Origin of the sequence: Maritalea myrionectae, from assembly GCF_003433515.1 — a bacterium.
Classification (GTDB): domain Bacteria; phylum Pseudomonadota; class Alphaproteobacteria; order Rhizobiales; family Devosiaceae; genus Maritalea; species Maritalea myrionectae.
In genome coordinates this window covers 499,887-515,577 of sequence record NZ_CP021330.1, presented here as the reverse complement: position 1 = coordinate 515,577, position 15,691 = coordinate 499,887, and the positions used below count along the sequence as shown (strand labels likewise).

General features: G+C 53.7%; 18 protein-coding genes. 8 read left to right on the top strand and 10 right to left on the bottom strand.

The genetic code is table 11. From position 1 onward, the window contains the following. Positions 1-20: 20 nt before the first annotated feature. On the top strand, positions 21-812 hold the full coding sequence (locus MXMO3_RS02505) for a lysophospholipid acyltransferase family protein (RefSeq protein ID WP_027835998.1): 792 nt from the start codon (positions 21-23) through the stop codon (positions 810-812). Positions 813-952: 140 nt separating this feature from the next. Then, positions 953-1,393, top strand: coding sequence for a hypothetical protein (locus tag MXMO3_RS02500; RefSeq protein ID WP_117394835.1), 441 nt, complete (start codon positions 953-955; stop codon positions 1,391-1,393). A 42-nt stretch (positions 1,394-1,435) separates the two neighbouring features. Here the strand turns inward: MXMO3_RS02500 and MXMO3_RS02495 are convergent, their stop codons facing one another. Continuing rightward, positions 1,436-1,954 carry a gamma-glutamylcyclotransferase gene (locus MXMO3_RS02495; protein ID WP_117394834.1) on the bottom strand — a complete coding sequence of 173 codons (519 nt, stop codon included), beginning with the start codon at positions 1,952-1,954 and terminating at the stop codon, positions 1,436-1,438. Positions 1,955-2,061: 107 nt separating this feature from the next. Here MXMO3_RS02495 and MXMO3_RS02490 point away from each other — a divergent pair, with 107 nt between their 5' ends. Further along, on the top strand, positions 2,062-3,036 hold the full coding sequence (locus tag MXMO3_RS02490; protein WP_117394833.1) for a DUF2125 domain-containing protein: 975 nt from the start codon (positions 2,062-2,064) through the stop codon (positions 3,034-3,036). A gap of 4 nt (positions 3,037-3,040) precedes the next feature. On the opposite strand, the gene MXMO3_RS02485 is transcribed toward MXMO3_RS02490, so the two are convergent. The 3 genes from MXMO3_RS02485 to MXMO3_RS02475 form a co-directional block, all read right to left on the bottom strand. Continuing rightward, on the bottom strand, positions 3,041-3,979 hold the full coding sequence (locus MXMO3_RS02485; protein WP_117394832.1) for a prephenate/arogenate dehydrogenase family protein: 939 nt from the start codon (positions 3,977-3,979) through the stop codon (positions 3,041-3,043). Further along, positions 3,972-5,066 carry a histidinol-phosphate transaminase gene (hisC, locus tag MXMO3_RS02480; protein ID WP_117394831.1) on the bottom strand — a complete coding sequence of 365 codons (1,095 nt, stop codon included), beginning with the start codon at positions 5,064-5,066 and terminating at the stop codon, positions 3,972-3,974. Before hisC ends, MXMO3_RS02485 begins: the two co-directional genes overlap by 8 nt. Positions 5,067-5,174: 108 nt before the next feature. Next, complete coding sequence (locus MXMO3_RS02475) at positions 5,175-5,915, bottom strand: methyltransferase domain-containing protein (RefSeq protein WP_027835993.1); 741 nt, start codon at positions 5,913-5,915, stop codon at positions 5,175-5,177. An 86-nt stretch (positions 5,916-6,001) separates the two neighbouring features. On the opposite strand from MXMO3_RS02475, the gene gloB reads away from it, so the two are divergent. Continuing rightward, positions 6,002-6,775 (top strand): hydroxyacylglutathione hydrolase, encoded by a 774-nt coding sequence (gloB, locus tag MXMO3_RS02470; RefSeq protein WP_117394830.1) that lies wholly within the window; start codon positions 6,002-6,004, stop codon positions 6,773-6,775. Between the two features lie 140 nt (positions 6,776-6,915). Further along, entirely contained in the window at positions 6,916-7,173 is a 258-nt protein-coding gene (locus tag MXMO3_RS02465; protein ID WP_117394829.1) for a hypothetical protein, read from the top strand. 9 nt (positions 7,174-7,182) lie between these two features. Here MXMO3_RS02465 and fumC read toward each other — a convergent pair whose 3' ends face one another. Beyond that, positions 7,183-8,574 carry a class II fumarate hydratase gene (gene fumC / locus MXMO3_RS02460; RefSeq protein WP_117394828.1) on the bottom strand — a complete coding sequence of 464 codons (1,392 nt, stop codon included), beginning with the start codon at positions 8,572-8,574 and terminating at the stop codon, positions 7,183-7,185. 162 nt (positions 8,575-8,736) lie between these two features. On the opposite strand from fumC, the gene MXMO3_RS02455 reads away from it, so the two are divergent. Next, a complete protein-coding gene (locus tag MXMO3_RS02455) occupies positions 8,737-9,246 on the top strand; it encodes a DUF2867 domain-containing protein (RefSeq protein WP_117394827.1) in 510 nt (169 codons plus the stop codon). A gap of 64 nt (positions 9,247-9,310) precedes the next feature. On the opposite strand, the gene rpmF is transcribed toward MXMO3_RS02455, so the two are convergent. Next, the gene (gene rpmF / locus MXMO3_RS02450; protein WP_027835988.1) at positions 9,311-9,493 is read right to left on the bottom strand and encodes a 50S ribosomal protein L32; all 183 of its coding nucleotides are present in this window, start codon (positions 9,491-9,493) and stop codon (positions 9,311-9,313) included. Between the two features lie 204 nt (positions 9,494-9,697). Between rpmF and MXMO3_RS02445 the strand changes: the two genes are divergently transcribed. Then, the gene (locus MXMO3_RS02445) at positions 9,698-10,600 is read left to right on the top strand and encodes a polyprenyl synthetase family protein (RefSeq protein ID WP_205468062.1); all 903 of its coding nucleotides are present in this window, start codon (positions 9,698-9,700) and stop codon (positions 10,598-10,600) included. On the opposite strand, the gene MXMO3_RS02440 is transcribed toward MXMO3_RS02445, so the two are convergent. From MXMO3_RS02440 to ispG, 4 genes are read right to left on the bottom strand one after another with little or no spacing between them, the layout of a single operon-like run. Next, positions 10,597-11,979: a pyridoxal phosphate-dependent decarboxylase family protein gene (locus tag MXMO3_RS02440; protein WP_117394826.1), complete on the bottom strand. Its 1,383-nt coding sequence runs from the start codon at positions 11,977-11,979 to the stop codon at positions 10,597-10,599. The two genes, MXMO3_RS02445 and MXMO3_RS02440, sit on opposite strands and share 4 nt — an antisense overlap. Further along, entirely contained in the window at positions 11,969-12,469 is a 501-nt protein-coding gene (locus tag MXMO3_RS02435) for a GNAT family N-acetyltransferase (protein WP_162889101.1), read from the bottom strand. Before MXMO3_RS02435 ends, MXMO3_RS02440 begins: the two co-directional genes overlap by 11 nt. Beyond that, positions 12,459-12,911 (bottom strand): HIT family protein, encoded by a 453-nt coding sequence (locus tag MXMO3_RS02430; RefSeq protein ID WP_117396683.1) that lies wholly within the window; start codon positions 12,909-12,911, stop codon positions 12,459-12,461. The genes MXMO3_RS02435 and MXMO3_RS02430 overlap by 11 nt, the downstream gene beginning before the upstream one ends. Further along, complete coding sequence (ispG, locus tag MXMO3_RS02425; RefSeq protein ID WP_117394824.1) at positions 12,904-14,124, bottom strand: flavodoxin-dependent (E)-4-hydroxy-3-methylbut-2-enyl-diphosphate synthase; 1,221 nt, start codon at positions 14,122-14,124, stop codon at positions 12,904-12,906. The genes MXMO3_RS02430 and ispG overlap by 8 nt, the downstream gene beginning before the upstream one ends. Positions 14,125-14,402: 278 nt before the next feature. Between ispG and MXMO3_RS02415 the strand changes: the two genes are divergently transcribed. Beyond that, positions 14,403-15,599 (top strand): multidrug effflux MFS transporter, encoded by a 1,197-nt coding sequence (locus tag MXMO3_RS02415; protein WP_027835981.1) that lies wholly within the window; start codon positions 14,403-14,405, stop codon positions 15,597-15,599. Positions 15,600-15,691 lie beyond the last annotated feature (92 nt).

Genomic DNA, 15,691 nt, shown 5'->3' with positions numbered 1-15,691 from the left:
CTGATTCGATAGGCTGCAATATGATTGTGCAAACCATCCGCTCGCTGATTTTCTATGTCTTTTTTATCGGCATAACCACATTGCTGGCGATACCAATGGGCCTTTATTCGCTCGTGGCCCCAAAATTTTCCGGCTACCCGATCGTGTGGCTCTGGTATCAATCAAATCTGCTCTTTCTGCGCCTTTTTGTTGGCATCAAATCCAAAATTGAAGGCGAGGAAAACCTACCCGACGGGCCGTTTATCATTGCCTCAAAACACCAGTCGGACTGGGATATTTTCGCGCTTTTGCCCGCCACAGGCCGTCGGCCTTCCTTTATTGCCAAAAAGCAATTGCTGGACATTCCCTTCTTCGGTTGGGCCGCGCGCAACTTTCATACGATTTCGGTAAACCGGAAAAGAGGCCGCGAAGCTCTACCGCAAATGATTGAGCAATCCAAAGAGGCCATCAAACATGATTGTCGGATTGTCATCTATCCCGAAGGCACCCGCAAAGCGCCGTTAGCAGATCCAAACTACAAATGGGGCGTCGTAAAACTATATACGGAGTTGAACATACCCGTGGTGCCCGTCGCGCTCACTTCTGGGCTGTATTGGCCACGTAACTCACATGTGCTTTGGCCAGGCACCGCGCGCGCCCGTTATCTCAAACCCATCCAGCCCGGTCTAAGCTCAGACGAATTTCACGCTGAATTACAACGTGTTATCGAAACTGAGACCGATAAAATGATCTTTGAAGATCTGGAAAAGGGAATCAGTTTGCCCATTTCTGATGCCTTCCAAGCCCGCATCGAAGCACGCAAGTCCGCATAACTACTAGATATTGACAAACTGCCGCCACAATCCATAGATATAGTCCATACTATTAATCTATTTGACTAAATGCGGAACTTGTTCTAGTTTTGTTCTTTACCGCACTGCCGCAAATGAGCCGGGGAACTTGTGAGGCAATTATGATTGAGGGATCACTATATGCATTCGATTCGACAAGAATCGAAACGGAAGAGCTTCACACCTCTTCCATTGGCCTACCAACCACATCTCTTGCATCCGATCTTTCTGATCGCATGACCGATAACGCTGCGCATAATTCCGTATCGCTTGTTGGACGATCCGGAAAAACCTATGCCGCAAAACCGACCGCGCTTGAAAAACTCCGCATTCGCGACGATCAGTTGTGTCTGTTAAGCGTTCGCACGCGTGCTGGCCTAGACGTTGTGTGGGTTGGATCCGGCCAAAGCCTTGTGCATGATCAACCGAACCGCGCCGAGTTTATGGATGTGGTGAACACAGCCGACAACGCTTACATTATCGACATTGAAGATAGTGCAGAACAATCGCTGGCAAGCTGGGACCTGACAAACACACATCATGATTTGCCCCGCGCGGCATAAACATCTTGAACCCGATTGGTTGTGATTGACGGCAGCCGACCGTCAATCCTTTTTCAACGCGTTCACAAGCGCGTCTAGCCCGTGATCTTGAATGCCCATTTCCACCAAATGCGCATAGGTATTGACCACATATTCTGTGTTCGGCCCTGCTTGCCCCTGCCCTTGCCGCACAAGTTTAAGTTGATCCTCAAGCCCCAAGCGCCCCGCATATTGTTTATGATGTGGGTCCGCAAGGTAAACCAATGCATCCACATGCCGCCCATCATCCAAGGTCACACGACGCAATGTTTCGCGGTAAACACCATTTTGCTGCTCCCTTGCATGCAAATAGGCGTAAGTTTTATCCCAAAATTGCGGGTCAACCTCGAATGCCATGCCCCGACAGGCACCACCGCGATCCAAACCAAACACAAGCCCCGGGCAATCCTCGGTGCCGCGATGGGTAAATGAATAGATGCAAAGTTGCCGATGCGCGCCACGCAACAAAGCCGGCGCTTTATTCATAAAATCAAAGCCAGGACGCCAGATTAGGGAGCCGTAGCCGAAAACCCACTTTCCCATTAAATCGCCAAATCACTTGTTTGAAAAACCATCATAGAGATGTACAAACTTCTATGAACTGACACAAGGCGCACACGAATTCACTGTTCAAGAATTAGGATGTGAACATGGCAAAATTTAAAATCATGCTGGCAGCAATCATTCTGGTTTGTGGCGCCGCCACAGCGGCATGGTTCTATATCGCGCACCAAATTGATCAGCAAATTCAAATCGCCATGGACGACCCTGAGCTGGGCCTCACCTGCGCAGACCACAGCGTGAGCGGTTTTCCCTTCCGCTTTGATGTCAGATGCCTCAACGCCACTTTGCAATCTGGTGATGCCACAATCGCCATTCCCCGCATTGAAGCGACGGCGCTGTTCTATCGCCCAACCCACATCCTTGCCTTTATTGAAGGCCCCATCGACTATCAAAACGCTTTCACCGGCGCCCACAAGCAATTGCGGTTTGACACAGCAGAAGCCAGCGCCCGCGCTGATTTTTCAATGAACCTTCAACGGGTCTCAGCGCAAATGGTGAAACCTATTTGGTCCGATCAGCTGATCGGCACCGTCGATGTCGGCAGCGCGGAGTTGCTGGAAGCACACTTGCTGGCGCACGCTGAAAAGGACACTGGCTTCTTTGCTTATGCTAAGTTCAATAACGTACAGGCCCAACAAATGGGCGTGGAAAAACTGAACACGACGATTGAAGCCGAAATCACTGAAATTGACCAAAACCTCAATAATTGGGTCTTCCCCGACATGTTGCAACAATTTGCAGCCACGGAAGGCAAACTGATCATCCAAAAATATGAGACCGTTGGACAAGTCGTGCCGCTTGGGCAAAGCCAGGCGCAAAAGATCGCGCTGAACGCCGAAGGCGAATTTACCCTCACCGACCAGGGCATGCTGCAAGGCATTTTGCGCACCAACTCGCAAAATATCGTTGATCAGTTTGACCTGTCGGCCCTTGGACCCATGGCCGCAGCCATTGTGGGCGCGCCGGATCAGGACGGCAAACACAACATTCCGGTGATGGCCAATGCAGGCGTGATCAGCGTGGGCATGGCACCAATCTATTTGGTGCCACCCCTATTCTAGATCGCTATTCGCTGTCGGTTTCCGCATGATGCTGACGACCAAAGTCAGGCGCATCTGTTTCTTGACCAGCGTCAATGATTGAGCGGCGAATATTGCGGGTGCGGGTAAACAGGCTCTCAAGCATTTCCCCATCGCTATCGCGCACCGCCCGCTGCAACATGCTCAAATCTTCCAAGAACCGCCCAAGCATTTCAAGCACCGCATCGCGATTGTTTAAAAACACATCACGCCACATGATCGGGTCTGACGCAGCAATCCGGGTAAAGTCGCGAAAGCCACCAGCAGAAAACTTGATCACTTCCGATTTGGTCACGCTTTCCAAATCATCCGCCGTGCCCACAATATTGTAGGCGATCAAGTGGGGCACATGGCTGGTGATGGCCAGCACCAGATCATGGTGCTTGGCATCCATAATCTCGACCTCTGAGCCAATCGCCTCCCACAACGCCTTTAACCGGTCCACAGCCTGTTGGCTGGCATCTTCCGTTGGCGTCAAAATACAAAAGCGGTTGTCAAACAGTTCAGCAAAACCATGCCGCGGGCCGGATTTTTCCGTGCCCGAAATCGGGTGCCCAGGGATGAAATCCACATGCGCCGGCAACACATCTTGCAACGTATCGACCACATGTTCTTTCACCGACCCCACATCGGAAACAATCGCACCAGCCTTTAGCGCTGGCGCAATCTGCTCGCCAATCGTGCGGTAAGTGCCAACCGGCGTACAAAGAATCACAAGGTCCGCATCTTGAACCGCCTCAACAGGATCATGATGGAACGAATGCCCCAATTCCAACTTTTCCGCCTCAGACAAATGTTGCGGCGATGCGTCGGAGATTGCGAGCTCGCGGGTTAGATCGGCACGCAAAATTGCGCGCGCGATAGATGAACCGATCAAGCCAATCCCGATCAGCGCAATACGGTCAAACATTATAGCATCAGCCATGGTCACTCATTTCTTGTAGCGTTTGGATCACCAATTTCATCTGCGCTTCAGTCCCGATAGAGATGCGCAAGCAATTGGGCAGGCCATAGGAGTGCATTTCGCGCACAATCAGGCCCTTTTCCATCAATAGATTAAAGGCATCCGCTGCGGTGAAACCCGCCTCGTCGCCAAATTCGGTCAGCACAAAATTGCATTGGCTGGGATAGGTTTTAAAGCGATTAGACTGCAACCGCTCAACCAACTCGTCCCGCATTTTGGAATTGTGCGCTTCCAACTCAGCGGTAAATGCTTCATCCTGCACTGCGGCTGTGGCCGCCGCTTGCGCAATGCCGTTCACATTGAACGGCCCCCGCAAGCGGTTATAAACATCCAAAATATGCGCCGGGCCATAAAACCAACCAACCCGCAAATTTGCGAGGCCAATCTTGGAGAAGGTGCGCGTCATCACCACATTGTCGGCGCGGTTCACCAGATTAATGCCCGCTTCATAGTCAGGCGCATTCACATATTCCGCATAGGCCGCGTCCAACACCAGCAAAATGTCCGGGCGCAAGCCCTGATGCAATCGGTTGATTTCATCTTCGCCAAGATAGCTGCCCGTTGGATTGTTGGGGTTTGCCAAAAACACAATCTTTGTTTTCTCAGTCACCGCATCCAGCAGCGCATCCACATCCGCTTTAAGGTCCTTTTCCGGTGCTTTCACGCAGGTGCCGCCCGCCGCATTGGTGACGATGGGATAAACCAGAAAACCATATTGCGACATTAGCGTTTCATCGCCCGGGCCAACATAGGCCTGCGCCAACAGGTGCAAAATTTCATCCGAGCCCGCGCCAACACCAATCCGCGCAGGATCTAACCCATGCACCGCGCCAATTGCCTCGCGCAAGGCAGTTGCTCCGCCGTCAGGATATTCGGCCAAATGCGTCGCATAATTACGATACGCCTCAATCGCTTTCGGGCTGGCGCCCAAAGGTGATTCATTGGCTGACAATTTAGCCAATGCCTGACCAGATGGCGATTTGGACTTGCCGGGCATATAGGCCGCGATATCCATAATCGAACGGTGTGCAATCGGTTTGTCTGACATTTTATACTTCCTGACGATTTAAGCCGCGCGCACCATAGGCAAAGCACCGCCCAGACGCAAAGAAAACTGCTTTATCCATTGGTCTTTATCGTTACGAGCGAACGATTTCTATCGAATATGTCCAGAAGGCCAAGCCGGTTGCGACACCAGCCCGGGTATTTGCGAGAATTGTGGAGCGCGCCGCCGCCTTGTCACCGCCGGATACATTTCTTTGCGGGCCCGCACCAACATCACGCCGGCCAAGCCGGACCCAAGCAAACGTCCAAGGCTCTCAAACAAACGCGCTGATTTGAGCAAGGGGGCAAAATTTGACGGGGGCAAATAGAGCGCCTCACGCCAAACCTCCGGGGTGAAGGAATGGTCCTTTAAAAGCCGGGCCAACTGATTTTGCGAAAAGGGATGGCCATGGCCAAATGGTGTTGTGTCCCGCTGGGCCCAAAATCCCCTGCGACGGGGCACAACCAGAATCACGCGGGCGCCCGGCGCGGTAATGCGCCACAGTTCTTGCATAAATTCTTCAAGATCAAACAAATGCTCAAGCGCATGAATGGCCACCACCACATCCACAGCACTATCTGTTAGCGGCAGTTCGAGCGGATCGACAAGCGCAGCCAGACTTGGCGCATCGAGCGGCCAATGGGCCACGCCTTGGCGTTGCGGCATAAAGGCCATCACCCGCTCCGCATCATTACGCAGCCGGTTGAGATAAGGCGTTGCATAGCCAATGCCCAACACTCGCTGACCTTTAACAGGTGCCATCGGCAGCAAGGTGTCCGCAATCAACCGCCGAGAAATACGCCCCAGCGGCGAGCGGTAGAACTGCATCAAATCCTCAATCGTTACCGACATGGCTCCGGTTCATCTTCGCATTGCACATGTTATATGTGTACTGTGCCAAGCACCAAATTGCCAACATCATTTGAGGAGATCAAAACATGACGCAAAAATTCGAAATCGAAATGCTGCCGGTGCTGGACACCAATTATGCGATCTTCATCAAATGCAGCATCACCGGCAAAGTGGCGATGGTAGACGCCCCGGACGATGACAAGATTGTGGCGTTTTTAGAGGCCCGCAATTGGCGGCCCGATTTGGTGTTGGTCACACACCGTCACTGGGATCATGTGGACGGGCTGGAAAAAATCAAGCAGCGCTATGACCCGATCATTGTGGTGCCTGATTCGGAAAAAGATCAAATCTCACCGTTCACAGAAACAGTTGCCCCCGGGGCCATCTTGCCCTTTGGGGCTGGGCACTTCACCGTGCTATCCACCCCCGGACACACAAGCGGCCACATCGCCTATTTCTTGCAAGAACAGCCTGCCCTGTTTGCAGGTGATGCGCTGTTTTCCATTGGCTGCGGCCGGATGTTTGATGGCCCGCCCAATGCCATGTGGGAGGGCCTCAAGCAATTGCGCCACCTTCCAGACGAAACCGTCCTTTATTGCGGCCATGAATACACAATCGACAACATCAAATTTGCCCTCAGTCTGACCCCTGAGCACGAAGCTTTGCGCCAACATCTGAATTGGGCCGAAGAACGCCGCGCGCAAAACCAACCCACCTTGCCCTCCACCTTGGGGTTCGAAAAGGCCAACAACCCGTTCTTGCGCATTGACGACCCCGTCATTGCTCAAGCCGTTGGGCAAGAAAATGCACCGGAACATGAGATTTTTGCCGCCGTGCGCAAAGCCAAAGATCAGTTCTAGCGTTAACCGCGCGTCTTAACCACGCCATCAGATTCCGGGTCGCAAAGGTTAACAAAACCTTTATGTCGCCATCATTTTCTGCCATCATCAGTGTCAAATAAGGGCAAAAATGTCCCATTTTGATACAGGTAGGCGAAATAATGGCTTCACAGCATGACAATACCAGCGTGGCAAATGTGCCGATTGTGATTGAATCACAGTCGCATCAAGCCCGCCGCCGTCATGCCTATCGGCCAGAGGCCCACTTTGTGGCGCATCTATTGGCGCAACGCCCCAACCCGGCAGATCGGCGCAAGGCACGCCCCGGCACCCATGTGGCCCAAACAGCCTACCGCGCCAATGCCGAGCGCATCATCAAGCGCATGCCCGCAGGCTACAACCGCACAATTGATGCTTAGCTTTTTTGATTAGGCCTTCGGGCCGATCATATGTTCTGGCCGTACAAATTCATCAAATTCCTGCGCACTTAACAGTTTCAGCGAAACCGCAGCTTCGCGCAATGAAGTGCCGTTTTGATGCGCATATTTGGCGATTTTTGCCGCCGAATCATAGCCAATCTTTTGGTTCAGCGCGGTCACCAGCATTAAAGATTGTTCCAAATGATTTTGGATGTTCTCCAGATTTGGCTCCAACCCTGCCGCACAATTGTCGGCGAAGCTGTTCAGCCCATCGGTGAGCAAGCGCACCGACTGCAAGAAATTATAGACAATGACCGGCTTGAACACATTCAACTCAAAATTGCCCTGGCTGGCGGCGACACCGATTGTTGTGTCATTGCCCATCACTTGCGTCGCAATCATGGTCAGCGCCTCGGATTGCGTGGGGTTGACCTTGCCCGGCATAATCGATGAGCCGGGTTCGTTGGCAGGCAGGTTCAATTCGCCAATGCCACACCGTGGGCCAGAACCCAACCAGCGCACATCATTGGCAATCTTCATTGACGCAGCAGCCAGTTGTTTGATCGCCCCATGCATGCCCACAAACGCATCATGCGCCGCTAAATAGGCGAACTTGTTATCCGCTGTCACAAAGGGATGCCCGGTCAATTCAGCAATCCGCGCCGCCACCTTGTGCGCATAGTCGGGGTGCGTGTTCAGCCCGGTGCCCACCGCTGTGCCCCCCAGCGCCAGTTGCAGCATTTGCGGCTCATGCGCTTCGATCGCCGCCAACGCAAAATCGAGTTGGCTGACCCAACCACTCATTTCCTGCCCCAAACTCAAAGGCGTGGCGTCCTGTAAATGGGTGCGGCCAATTTTGATGATGTCGTCATATTGCTTGGCCTTTTGATGCAAAACATCCCGCAGATGCGTAATTGCCGGCTTGAGCCGTTTATTGACCTCTTCCACCGCCGCAATATGCATGGCGGTGGGGAAACTGTCGTTCGAGCTTTGCGATTTGTTGACGTGATCATTGGGGTGGATCGGGCTTTTGGTGCCCATCTGCCCGCCCGCCAATTCAATGGCACGGTTGGAGATCACCTCATTCACATTCATATTGGTTTGGGTGCCTGACCCGGTTTGCCACACTTTGAGCGGGAAATGCGCATCAAGTTTGCCCTCTGCCACCTCATTGGCGGCTTCAACGATCAAGTCCTTCTTATCCGCTTCAAGCGAACCCAGCTCGCAATTCACTTCCGCAGCGGCGCGCTTCAAAACCGCGAAGGCATGCACAAGCTCTATCGGCATCAACTCATTGCCAATGGCAAAATTTTGCATCGACCGGGCTGTTTGCGCCCCATAGTAGCGATTAACCGGCACCTCAATTTCACCCATTGAATCTGTTTCGATACGTGATGTCATTGTGGCACTCCTTTGATCGTGCGTGAGAATATGCCGCCAACTCTAATGCTTTCGCCCCCCATTGCAAGCAACCACGCAACACCAGCTCACCCGCGACAATCTTGCCCTTCCCATGCTGACCAAAACAGCCTTTAATGCGGCAGATTTTTAAAAGGATTGACCATGCGCGCGAAAGCAGACCGCTTGCCCCTTTCTGCCAAACTTCACGAACATATCCGCAGCGGCGATTTTGTTGATTGCTTCAGCATTGAGTTGGGCGAAAAAGGCACCAAACTCTCCATAGATGATCTTGCCCGCAGCCTGGCCACCACGCCGCCCAAATGGGCCCAATTTCTGCTCTATCTGCGCAATATTTTGGTGAAGCCCTTTGGCCTGCGCACCGAATTTGATGGCGCGCAAACAAAAATGGGCGAGTGCCAACCGGGCGAACTGATCAATTTTTTCCGGATCTATCATCGCGACAATAATGAAATTTTGATGGGTGACGACGACAAACATCTTGACTATCGCGTCTCTGTCTATCGTTCGCCCAGTCGACCGAGCAAGCTATATGCAGCCACTTGGGTGCGCCGCCACAATTGGCTGGGCCACACCTATCTGTTTTTGATCAAGCCGTTCCATAAAATGATTGTGCGCTCCATGGTAACTGGCGGCATGCGCACATTAGGCTAATCAAAGAAAAAGCCAGCCTCCGATGGAGACTGGCTTAAAACTGTTCGCAAAAAGCGCTAACGACTTAGCTGTCGCGAGGCTCCATGATTTGACGGCCACGATACATGCCGGTTTTCAAATCAACGTGGTGTGGGCGACGCAATTCGCCGCTGTCTTTATCTTCAACATAAGTTGGTGCCTTCAAGGCATCAGTAGAGCGACGGTGGCCGCGCTTCATGCCGGAGATTTTTTTCTTTGGTACTGCCATGGTTCTAACTCCATCAACAAAACGGCACCTGCACCAAAAAGTGAAAGCGCCATCTAGCAATCTTCAATCTGTTGGCGCGGTTTATACCCGTCTTTAATGGCTTTGGCTAGTCTTAATTCGCAACAAAACCACTATTGATCTTGTCAATTTGGCCCGATAGTACTCTTTTTACCCGTCAACCTGCTGCAACGCAACAAAGGCGCTATGTCTGACCTGAATGCCGCCATGGCCACGATTGCTCAAAAAACCGAGCAGTTTTTGGAAGCCCACCTCACCGCGCAACAGCTAAGCGCGCCCCTGCCCGCGCCCGAACGGTTGATCAATGCCGTGCGTCACGGGGCCTTGAACGGCGGCAAACGATTGCGTCCCGTCCTGGTGCATTTAACAGCAAATCTGTTTCCCCAACCCGCAGGCGATCTGATTCAGGCAGGCGCCGCGATTGAATGCGTGCACTGCTACTCGCTGGTGCACGACGATTTGCCAGATATGGATGACGACGATCTGCGCCGTGGCAAGCCCACCGTGCATAAGGCTTTTGACCCGGCAACCGCTATTTTAGCAGGCGATGCCCTACTGACCCATGCATTTGCCTTGTTGGCCGATGGAAACTGCCATCCAGATCCGGCGCTGCGCAACCAACTGGTGATCGAGCTGGTTGAAGGCGCAGGCGTTGGCGGCATGGCCGGCGGGCAGATGCGCGACATTGAAGGTGAGCGCAAGGGCTATGATCCCGAGACCATTTCACTCATCCACGCCATGAAAACGGGCGCACTGATCCGCGCTTCTGTGCGCATCGGCGCGTTGATGGGCGGCGCCAGCAAGGATGAATTGGCGGTGCTCACTCAATTTGGTGAGGCGGCGGGCCGCATCTATCAATTGGCTGATGATATTCTGGATGCCACCCAAAGCTCAGAGCAATTGGGCAAAACGGCGGGCAAGGACGAAGCGCAGGGCAAATCGACTTTGATCGCCAGTCATGGACTAGCGCACGCACGGTCAGCCCTTCAAGACGAGTTGAACGATGCCTTGCCCCTGCTCACCCCATTTGGCGACCGCGCTGCGCCGCTGGCGCAATTGGTCACCCACTTTGCCGAACGGCAGAGTTAAAGCAGCTCTTTCAGCACCGTCTCCACCATCATCACATCATCGCGCGTGCAGTCGAATTGCCCGACCTGCATGCGGATCACCAAGCGCCCCTTATGGTGCGTTTGCGTGAGATAGATACGGCCATCATCATTGATTTTTTGCAGCAGTTTTTCCGTCGCCGCATCACCCGCTTCCAGCGCAAAGCTGAACAATGACAGACGGGGAGAACTGGTCATTTCAATGCCCGCCAATGCTTCGATCTTTGCATAAAGCTCTTCAGCCCAAGCCACATGGTTGCGGATACGATTGCGCAAATCTTCCAGCCCGTGGGCCCGCAACAAGAACCAGATTTTAAGCGCCCGGAAGCGACGCCCGAGTGGGATCGTCCATTCATTAAAGTTCGTGACTTCTGACGTGCCCAGCGTTTCCAAATAGGTCGGACGCAAGCCAAGCGTACGCACTTGCTCAATCGGATTGCGCATAAACTGCACTGCACAATCAAATTGTGCGCCCAGCCATTTATGAGGGTTAAAGATGATGCTATCCGCGCCTTCAGCCCCGTCCCACAACGGGCGGAACTCAGGACAGATCATCGCGCTGCCAGCCCAAGCGGCATCAATATGCGTCGGCAAATCTTCTGCCCGCGCAATCGCGATGCACTCTTTCATCTTATCGAATGCCCCAACCGAAGTACCACCCGCACACAGCACTACGCCGATGGGCAAATAGCCTGCCGCCCGGTCATCCTTGATCGCCTGCGCCAACAGGTCGGGCCGCATGGACAAATCTTCATCCACCGGGATTTTCACCAGATTATCCTGGCCAATACCCGCCACGCGTACCGCCTTATCAATGCTGGAATGAGTTTCGCCGCTGGCATAAATCCGCATGCGCGGTTGACCAGAAAGCCCTTCATAGAGCCCCTTCCATTCAAGCGCCGCTTCGCGCATGGTCAGGATCGCGGAAAGGGTTGCCGTGGTGGCGCTGTCGTGAATGGTGCCCGTGAACGCATCGGGCAAGCCGAGCGCTTTGCGCAACCACACCATCATTGCCTGTTCCACTTCCGTGGCCGCAGGGGCCGCCTGCCAGATCAGCGCATTGCTGGCCATGGCATTGACCAACTGCTCCGCCAACATCGAGACTGGCGCTGCATTGGCCGGAAAATAGGCAAAAAAGCGCGGATGCTGCCAATGGGTCATCGCATCGGGCACCAGCGAGGTAAAATCCTCCCAGATTTGCTCCATCGCTTCGCCCTGCTCCGGCGCCGCCGTCGGCAATTGATCGCGCAACGACCCAGGTTCCATTGTCGCCCGCACCGGACGGTCTCTCAGGCCTTCATGATAATCATGCGCCCAATCCGCCGCCTTTTTGCTCCACTCTTTGAGGCCCTTATGGTCCATTTATCTCCCCCCGGCTCACCCGTTTGATCGCTCGACGCACGATTGGATGTTGTTTCAGCACATCAATAGTTTGAGAAAAGGCGACGCCTTTTTCATTTTCCCGAATAATCTCAAAACCCAATTTACGGTGAAAGTCCATAGACAGCTGATTGGTCTTATAAACATTACTTTCCACACGCCTCGCGGGTCCGGCTTTTGTGTGCGCCAACAGCTGCACCATCAATTCACCCATGATTGCCGCATTGCGATGCTTTGGATGAATTGCAAAGCCGCCCACAAACCAACAATCGTCCTTGGGCCAAATAAAGCTATAGGCAATCAATCTATCGTCACGCCAAACAGTTGTAATCTCGGCACTTTCAAACCGCTCTTTCAGGGCCAGCCGATGGCTGTCGCGATCAAAGTGATCCCCTGCAGCCTCGGTATGATCCTTGAGCAAGGCGATATCGAGATCGACGATGGCATTAAGAGTGTCCTCGCTAGAGTACACGCAGAATTTCTTCCCGAATGCGATTGCGCAACTCGTCAAACTCACCGGACATAAAATCCGGCGAACCATGCCAATCATAAAACCAGATCGGCAAAGGTCGGCGTTCATCCGTCTCGGATTGATAGCGCGGGATAATGTGGGCATGAAGGGCCTGGTCCGAATTGCCCAGAATTTCATAATTGATGCGATAGGCATCTGTCGCTGCCAACAGCGCATCGCCGATCAGCGCCATATCCGCCAAAAATTGCGCCCGTGTCTCGCCGCTCAATTCATTGAGCGAGCCAACCATCGGATCAGGCAACAGGATCACATAGCCCGGCTGCACCTGCTTATCGCACATCACGGCCCAGCCAGATGGCATCTGGCAAATCAGCCATGGATTCTCGCCTTTGCGCGCAAGCTCGACCCGCTGATGGCAAACCGTTTCATTTAAATCAGCCACCAAATCGGCCTTCAATGTAATCGGCCACCATCGCCTTAAACTCATTGGCAATGTTGGGGCCCCGCAAAGTTTTGGCCTTTTGCCCATCGATGAAGACAGGCGCGGCAGGCGTTTCCCCGGTGCCGGGCAGCGAGATGCCGATATCCGCGTGCTTGCTTTCGCCCGGTCCATTCACAATGCAGCCCATCACCGCAACGCTAAGTCCCTCAACGCCAGGATATTTTTCTTTCCAAACAGGCATCGAGCTATCCAAGTGATCTTGAATATCTTTGGCCAATTCTTGGAACACCGTAGACGTTGTGCGGCCGCAACCTGGGCAAGCTGTGACCACAGGCAGAAACTGGCGGAAGCCCATGGTTTGCAGCAATTGCTGCGCCACTTGCACTTCCAACGTGCGGTCGCCGCCCGGTTCTGGCGTCAATGAAATACGGATGGTGTCGCCTATGCCGCGTTGCAGCAAAATGCCCAATGCGGCGGATGACGCCACAATGCCTTTGGCGCCCATGCCCGCTTCGGTCAGCCCCAAATGCAGGCCATAATCGCAGCGCTGGGCAAGGTCGGTGTAAACATCGATCAGATGCTGCACATTGGACACTTTGGTCGAGATCAAGATCTTATCGCGCCCCATGCCCAGCTCTTCCGCCCGCGCCGCCGACATCAGCGCCGATTGAATGATGGCCTCGCGCTGCACCCGCGCGGCGCTCCATGGCGTTTCGCGCTCAGCGTTTTCATCCATTAATTTGGTGAGCAGTTCTTGATCAAGCGAGCCCCAATTGACCCCGATCCGGACCGGCTTGTCATGGTGGTTGGCAATGTCGATCATCTGCGAAAATTGCGTGTCGCGTTTGGCCTTAAAGCCCACATTGCCCGGATTGATGCGATATTTCGCCAAAGCTTCGGCACAAGCCGGATGTTCCGACAATAGCTTATGGCCGATATAGTGAAAATCACCGACCAGCGGCACATTCACATTCATCGCCATCAAACGGTCGCGAATATGCGGCACGGCGGCCGCAGCCTCATCCCGATCCACGGTGATCCGCACAATCTCCGATCCAGCGCGCCAGAGTTCGGCGACCTGCCGCACGGTTTTTTCAATATCAGCTGTGTCCGTATTGGTCATGGATTGCACCACGATGGGGGCGTCGCCACCCACCTGCACATCGCCAACCATAACGCCTACCGATTTTCTGCGGGAAATCACTTCCGACATGAGGCACTCCTTTTTCGCCCTCCAGCATATAAGCGCTACACAAGGATGGCGCAACCAAACACTTTTTGATCAGAACGCCCCGCGCCGCAGCATGGATTTGTCGCAATTTGCGCGCCAGACTTGGCAAAAACATGAAATCATGTTTTTTTCTGTGCCCGACTCGCTTTTCCTGTCCTGCCGGGGCAATGCGCATTGGCTGCCTGTCACGCAATAATGCCCATTGTCTTATACTAATTCGTCCTTCTGCTTCTGATCGAAGCACCCATTGAGAGATTACCATGGACCGCAATCTACTTAAATTCTCCCTAATACTCGGGCTGATGAGCGCCGTTGGGGCCTTTGCCATTGATATGTATTTGCCTGCGCTGCCGTTATTGGCGGAAGATTTGCAGTCGTCCACGTCCGCCGCTCAAATGACCCTGATGGTCTACTTTATCGCCTTTGGCGCCAGCCAGCTCTTTTATGGCCCGGCCAGCGACATGTTTGGGCGTAAAAAGCCGATCTATTTTGGCCTGGGCCTGTTTATGGTCACTTCGGTCGGGTGCGCTTTTGCCCCCAATATCGAAACGCTCATCGTGTTGCGATTTTTGCAAGGCATCGGGGCCGCCGCACCCATGTCCATTCCACGCGCCGTCATCCGCGACCTTTATACCGGCCAAAAAGCCACACGCATGATGTCCACCATCATGATTGTGATTTCGATTTCGCCCATGCTGGCCCCGCTTTTGGGCAGTGCGGTAATTGTACCCTTTGGCTGGCGCGCGGTGTTTCTCACCATCGCTCTAGCCACCTTGGTGGCGATGGCCTTAGCGGCCTTTGCCCTGCCCGAAACCCTAAAGCCAGAAAACCGCCGTCCATTTGATGCCAAATCCATGTTCGCCAGCTTCGGCATTTTGCTGCGCGACACAAACTATCTCGGGCTCACCTTTATTGGCGGGTTGGGCATGGCCGCTTTCTTCACCTTTTTGGGCAGCGCGTCTTTCGTTTATATGGAGCATTTCGGGCTCACCCCAACTCAATTCTCGCTGGCCTTCGCGGTCAATGCGTCCGGCTTTTTCGTGGCCTCGCAGTTCTCCGCCACCATTATGGGCAAAATCGGCCCCGAACGGCTGATCCGTGGCGCAACCCTTGGCTATGCCATTATGGTGTTGATCTTGCTCGGCGTGTTCTTTTTTGGCTGGGGCAGCCTGCCAGCCCTGATCATATTGTTCATCATTGCCAATGCCTTTATGGGGCTGATCATCCCCACATCAATGGTGCTGGCGCTGGAAGAACATGGGCCCATCGCTGGCGCAGCCGCGTCACTGGGCGGCACCATGCAAATGCTGCTGGGCGCTTTGGCCATGGGCGTTTCCAGCGCCATTTTCAACGGCACACCGGTGCCGATGCTGGCGGTGATCGCCCTTTGCGGCGTTGGTGCATTTGTCTTGGCCCGCATCACGGTGCGGCACCCGCTGCCCTCGGCTGCGCAGTAGGCAAAAGCCCTGAAAGCTCCCGCCCTCTTGAATTTGGCCCCGCTTAACTTATCTATAAAGCAGGTGGGGCCGATCTCCCGCCCCAATTGAGG

What these genes read in the sequence shown, in the direction of transcription:
- MXMO3_RS02475 (WP_027835993.1), bottom strand. Translation starts at nt 5,915, where the DNA reads ATGTCGGTAACGATTGAGGATTTGATGCAGTTCTACCGCTCGCCGCTG.
- rpmF (WP_027835988.1), bottom strand. Translation starts at nt 9,493, where the DNA reads ATGGCAGTACCAAAGAAAAAAATCTCCGGCATGAAGCGCGGCCACCGT.
- MXMO3_RS02490 (WP_117394833.1), top strand. Translation starts at nt 2,062, where the DNA reads ATGGCAAAATTTAAAATCATGCTGGCAGCAATCATTCTGGTTTGTGGC.
- MXMO3_RS02465 (WP_117394829.1), top strand. Translation starts at nt 6,916, where the DNA reads ATGGCTTCACAGCATGACAATACCAGCGTGGCAAATGTGCCGATTGTG.
- MXMO3_RS02485 (WP_117394832.1), bottom strand. Translation starts at nt 3,979, where the DNA reads ATGGCTGATGCTATAATGTTTGACCGTATTGCGCTGATCGGGATTGGC.
- MXMO3_RS02415 (WP_027835981.1), top strand. Translation starts at nt 14,403, where the DNA reads ATGGACCGCAATCTACTTAAATTCTCCCTAATACTCGGGCTGATGAGC.
- MXMO3_RS02495 (WP_117394834.1), bottom strand. Translation starts at nt 1,954, where the DNA reads ATGGGAAAGTGGGTTTTCGGCTACGGCTCCCTAATCTGGCGTCCTGGC.
- gloB (WP_117394830.1), top strand. Translation starts at nt 6,002, where the DNA reads ATGACGCAAAAATTCGAAATCGAAATGCTGCCGGTGCTGGACACCAAT.
- MXMO3_RS02445 (WP_205468062.1), top strand. Translation starts at nt 9,698, where the DNA reads ATGTCTGACCTGAATGCCGCCATGGCCACGATTGCTCAAAAAACCGAG.
- MXMO3_RS02440 (WP_117394826.1), bottom strand. Translation starts at nt 11,979, where the DNA reads ATGGACCATAAGGGCCTCAAAGAGTGGAGCAAAAAGGCGGCGGATTGG.
- MXMO3_RS02500 (WP_117394835.1), top strand. Translation starts at nt 953, where the DNA reads ATGATTGAGGGATCACTATATGCATTCGATTCGACAAGAATCGAAACG.
- hisC (WP_117394831.1), bottom strand. Translation starts at nt 5,066, where the DNA reads ATGTCAGACAAACCGATTGCACACCGTTCGATTATGGATATCGCGGCC.
- fumC (WP_117394828.1), bottom strand. Translation starts at nt 8,574, where the DNA reads ATGACATCACGTATCGAAACAGATTCAATGGGTGAAATTGAGGTGCCG.
- MXMO3_RS02505 (WP_027835998.1), top strand. Translation starts at nt 21, where the DNA reads ATGATTGTGCAAACCATCCGCTCGCTGATTTTCTATGTCTTTTTTATC.
- ispG (WP_117394824.1), bottom strand. Translation starts at nt 14,124, where the DNA reads ATGTCGGAAGTGATTTCCCGCAGAAAATCGGTAGGCGTTATGGTTGGC.
- MXMO3_RS02455 (WP_117394827.1), top strand. Translation starts at nt 8,737, where the DNA reads ATGCGCGCGAAAGCAGACCGCTTGCCCCTTTCTGCCAAACTTCACGAA.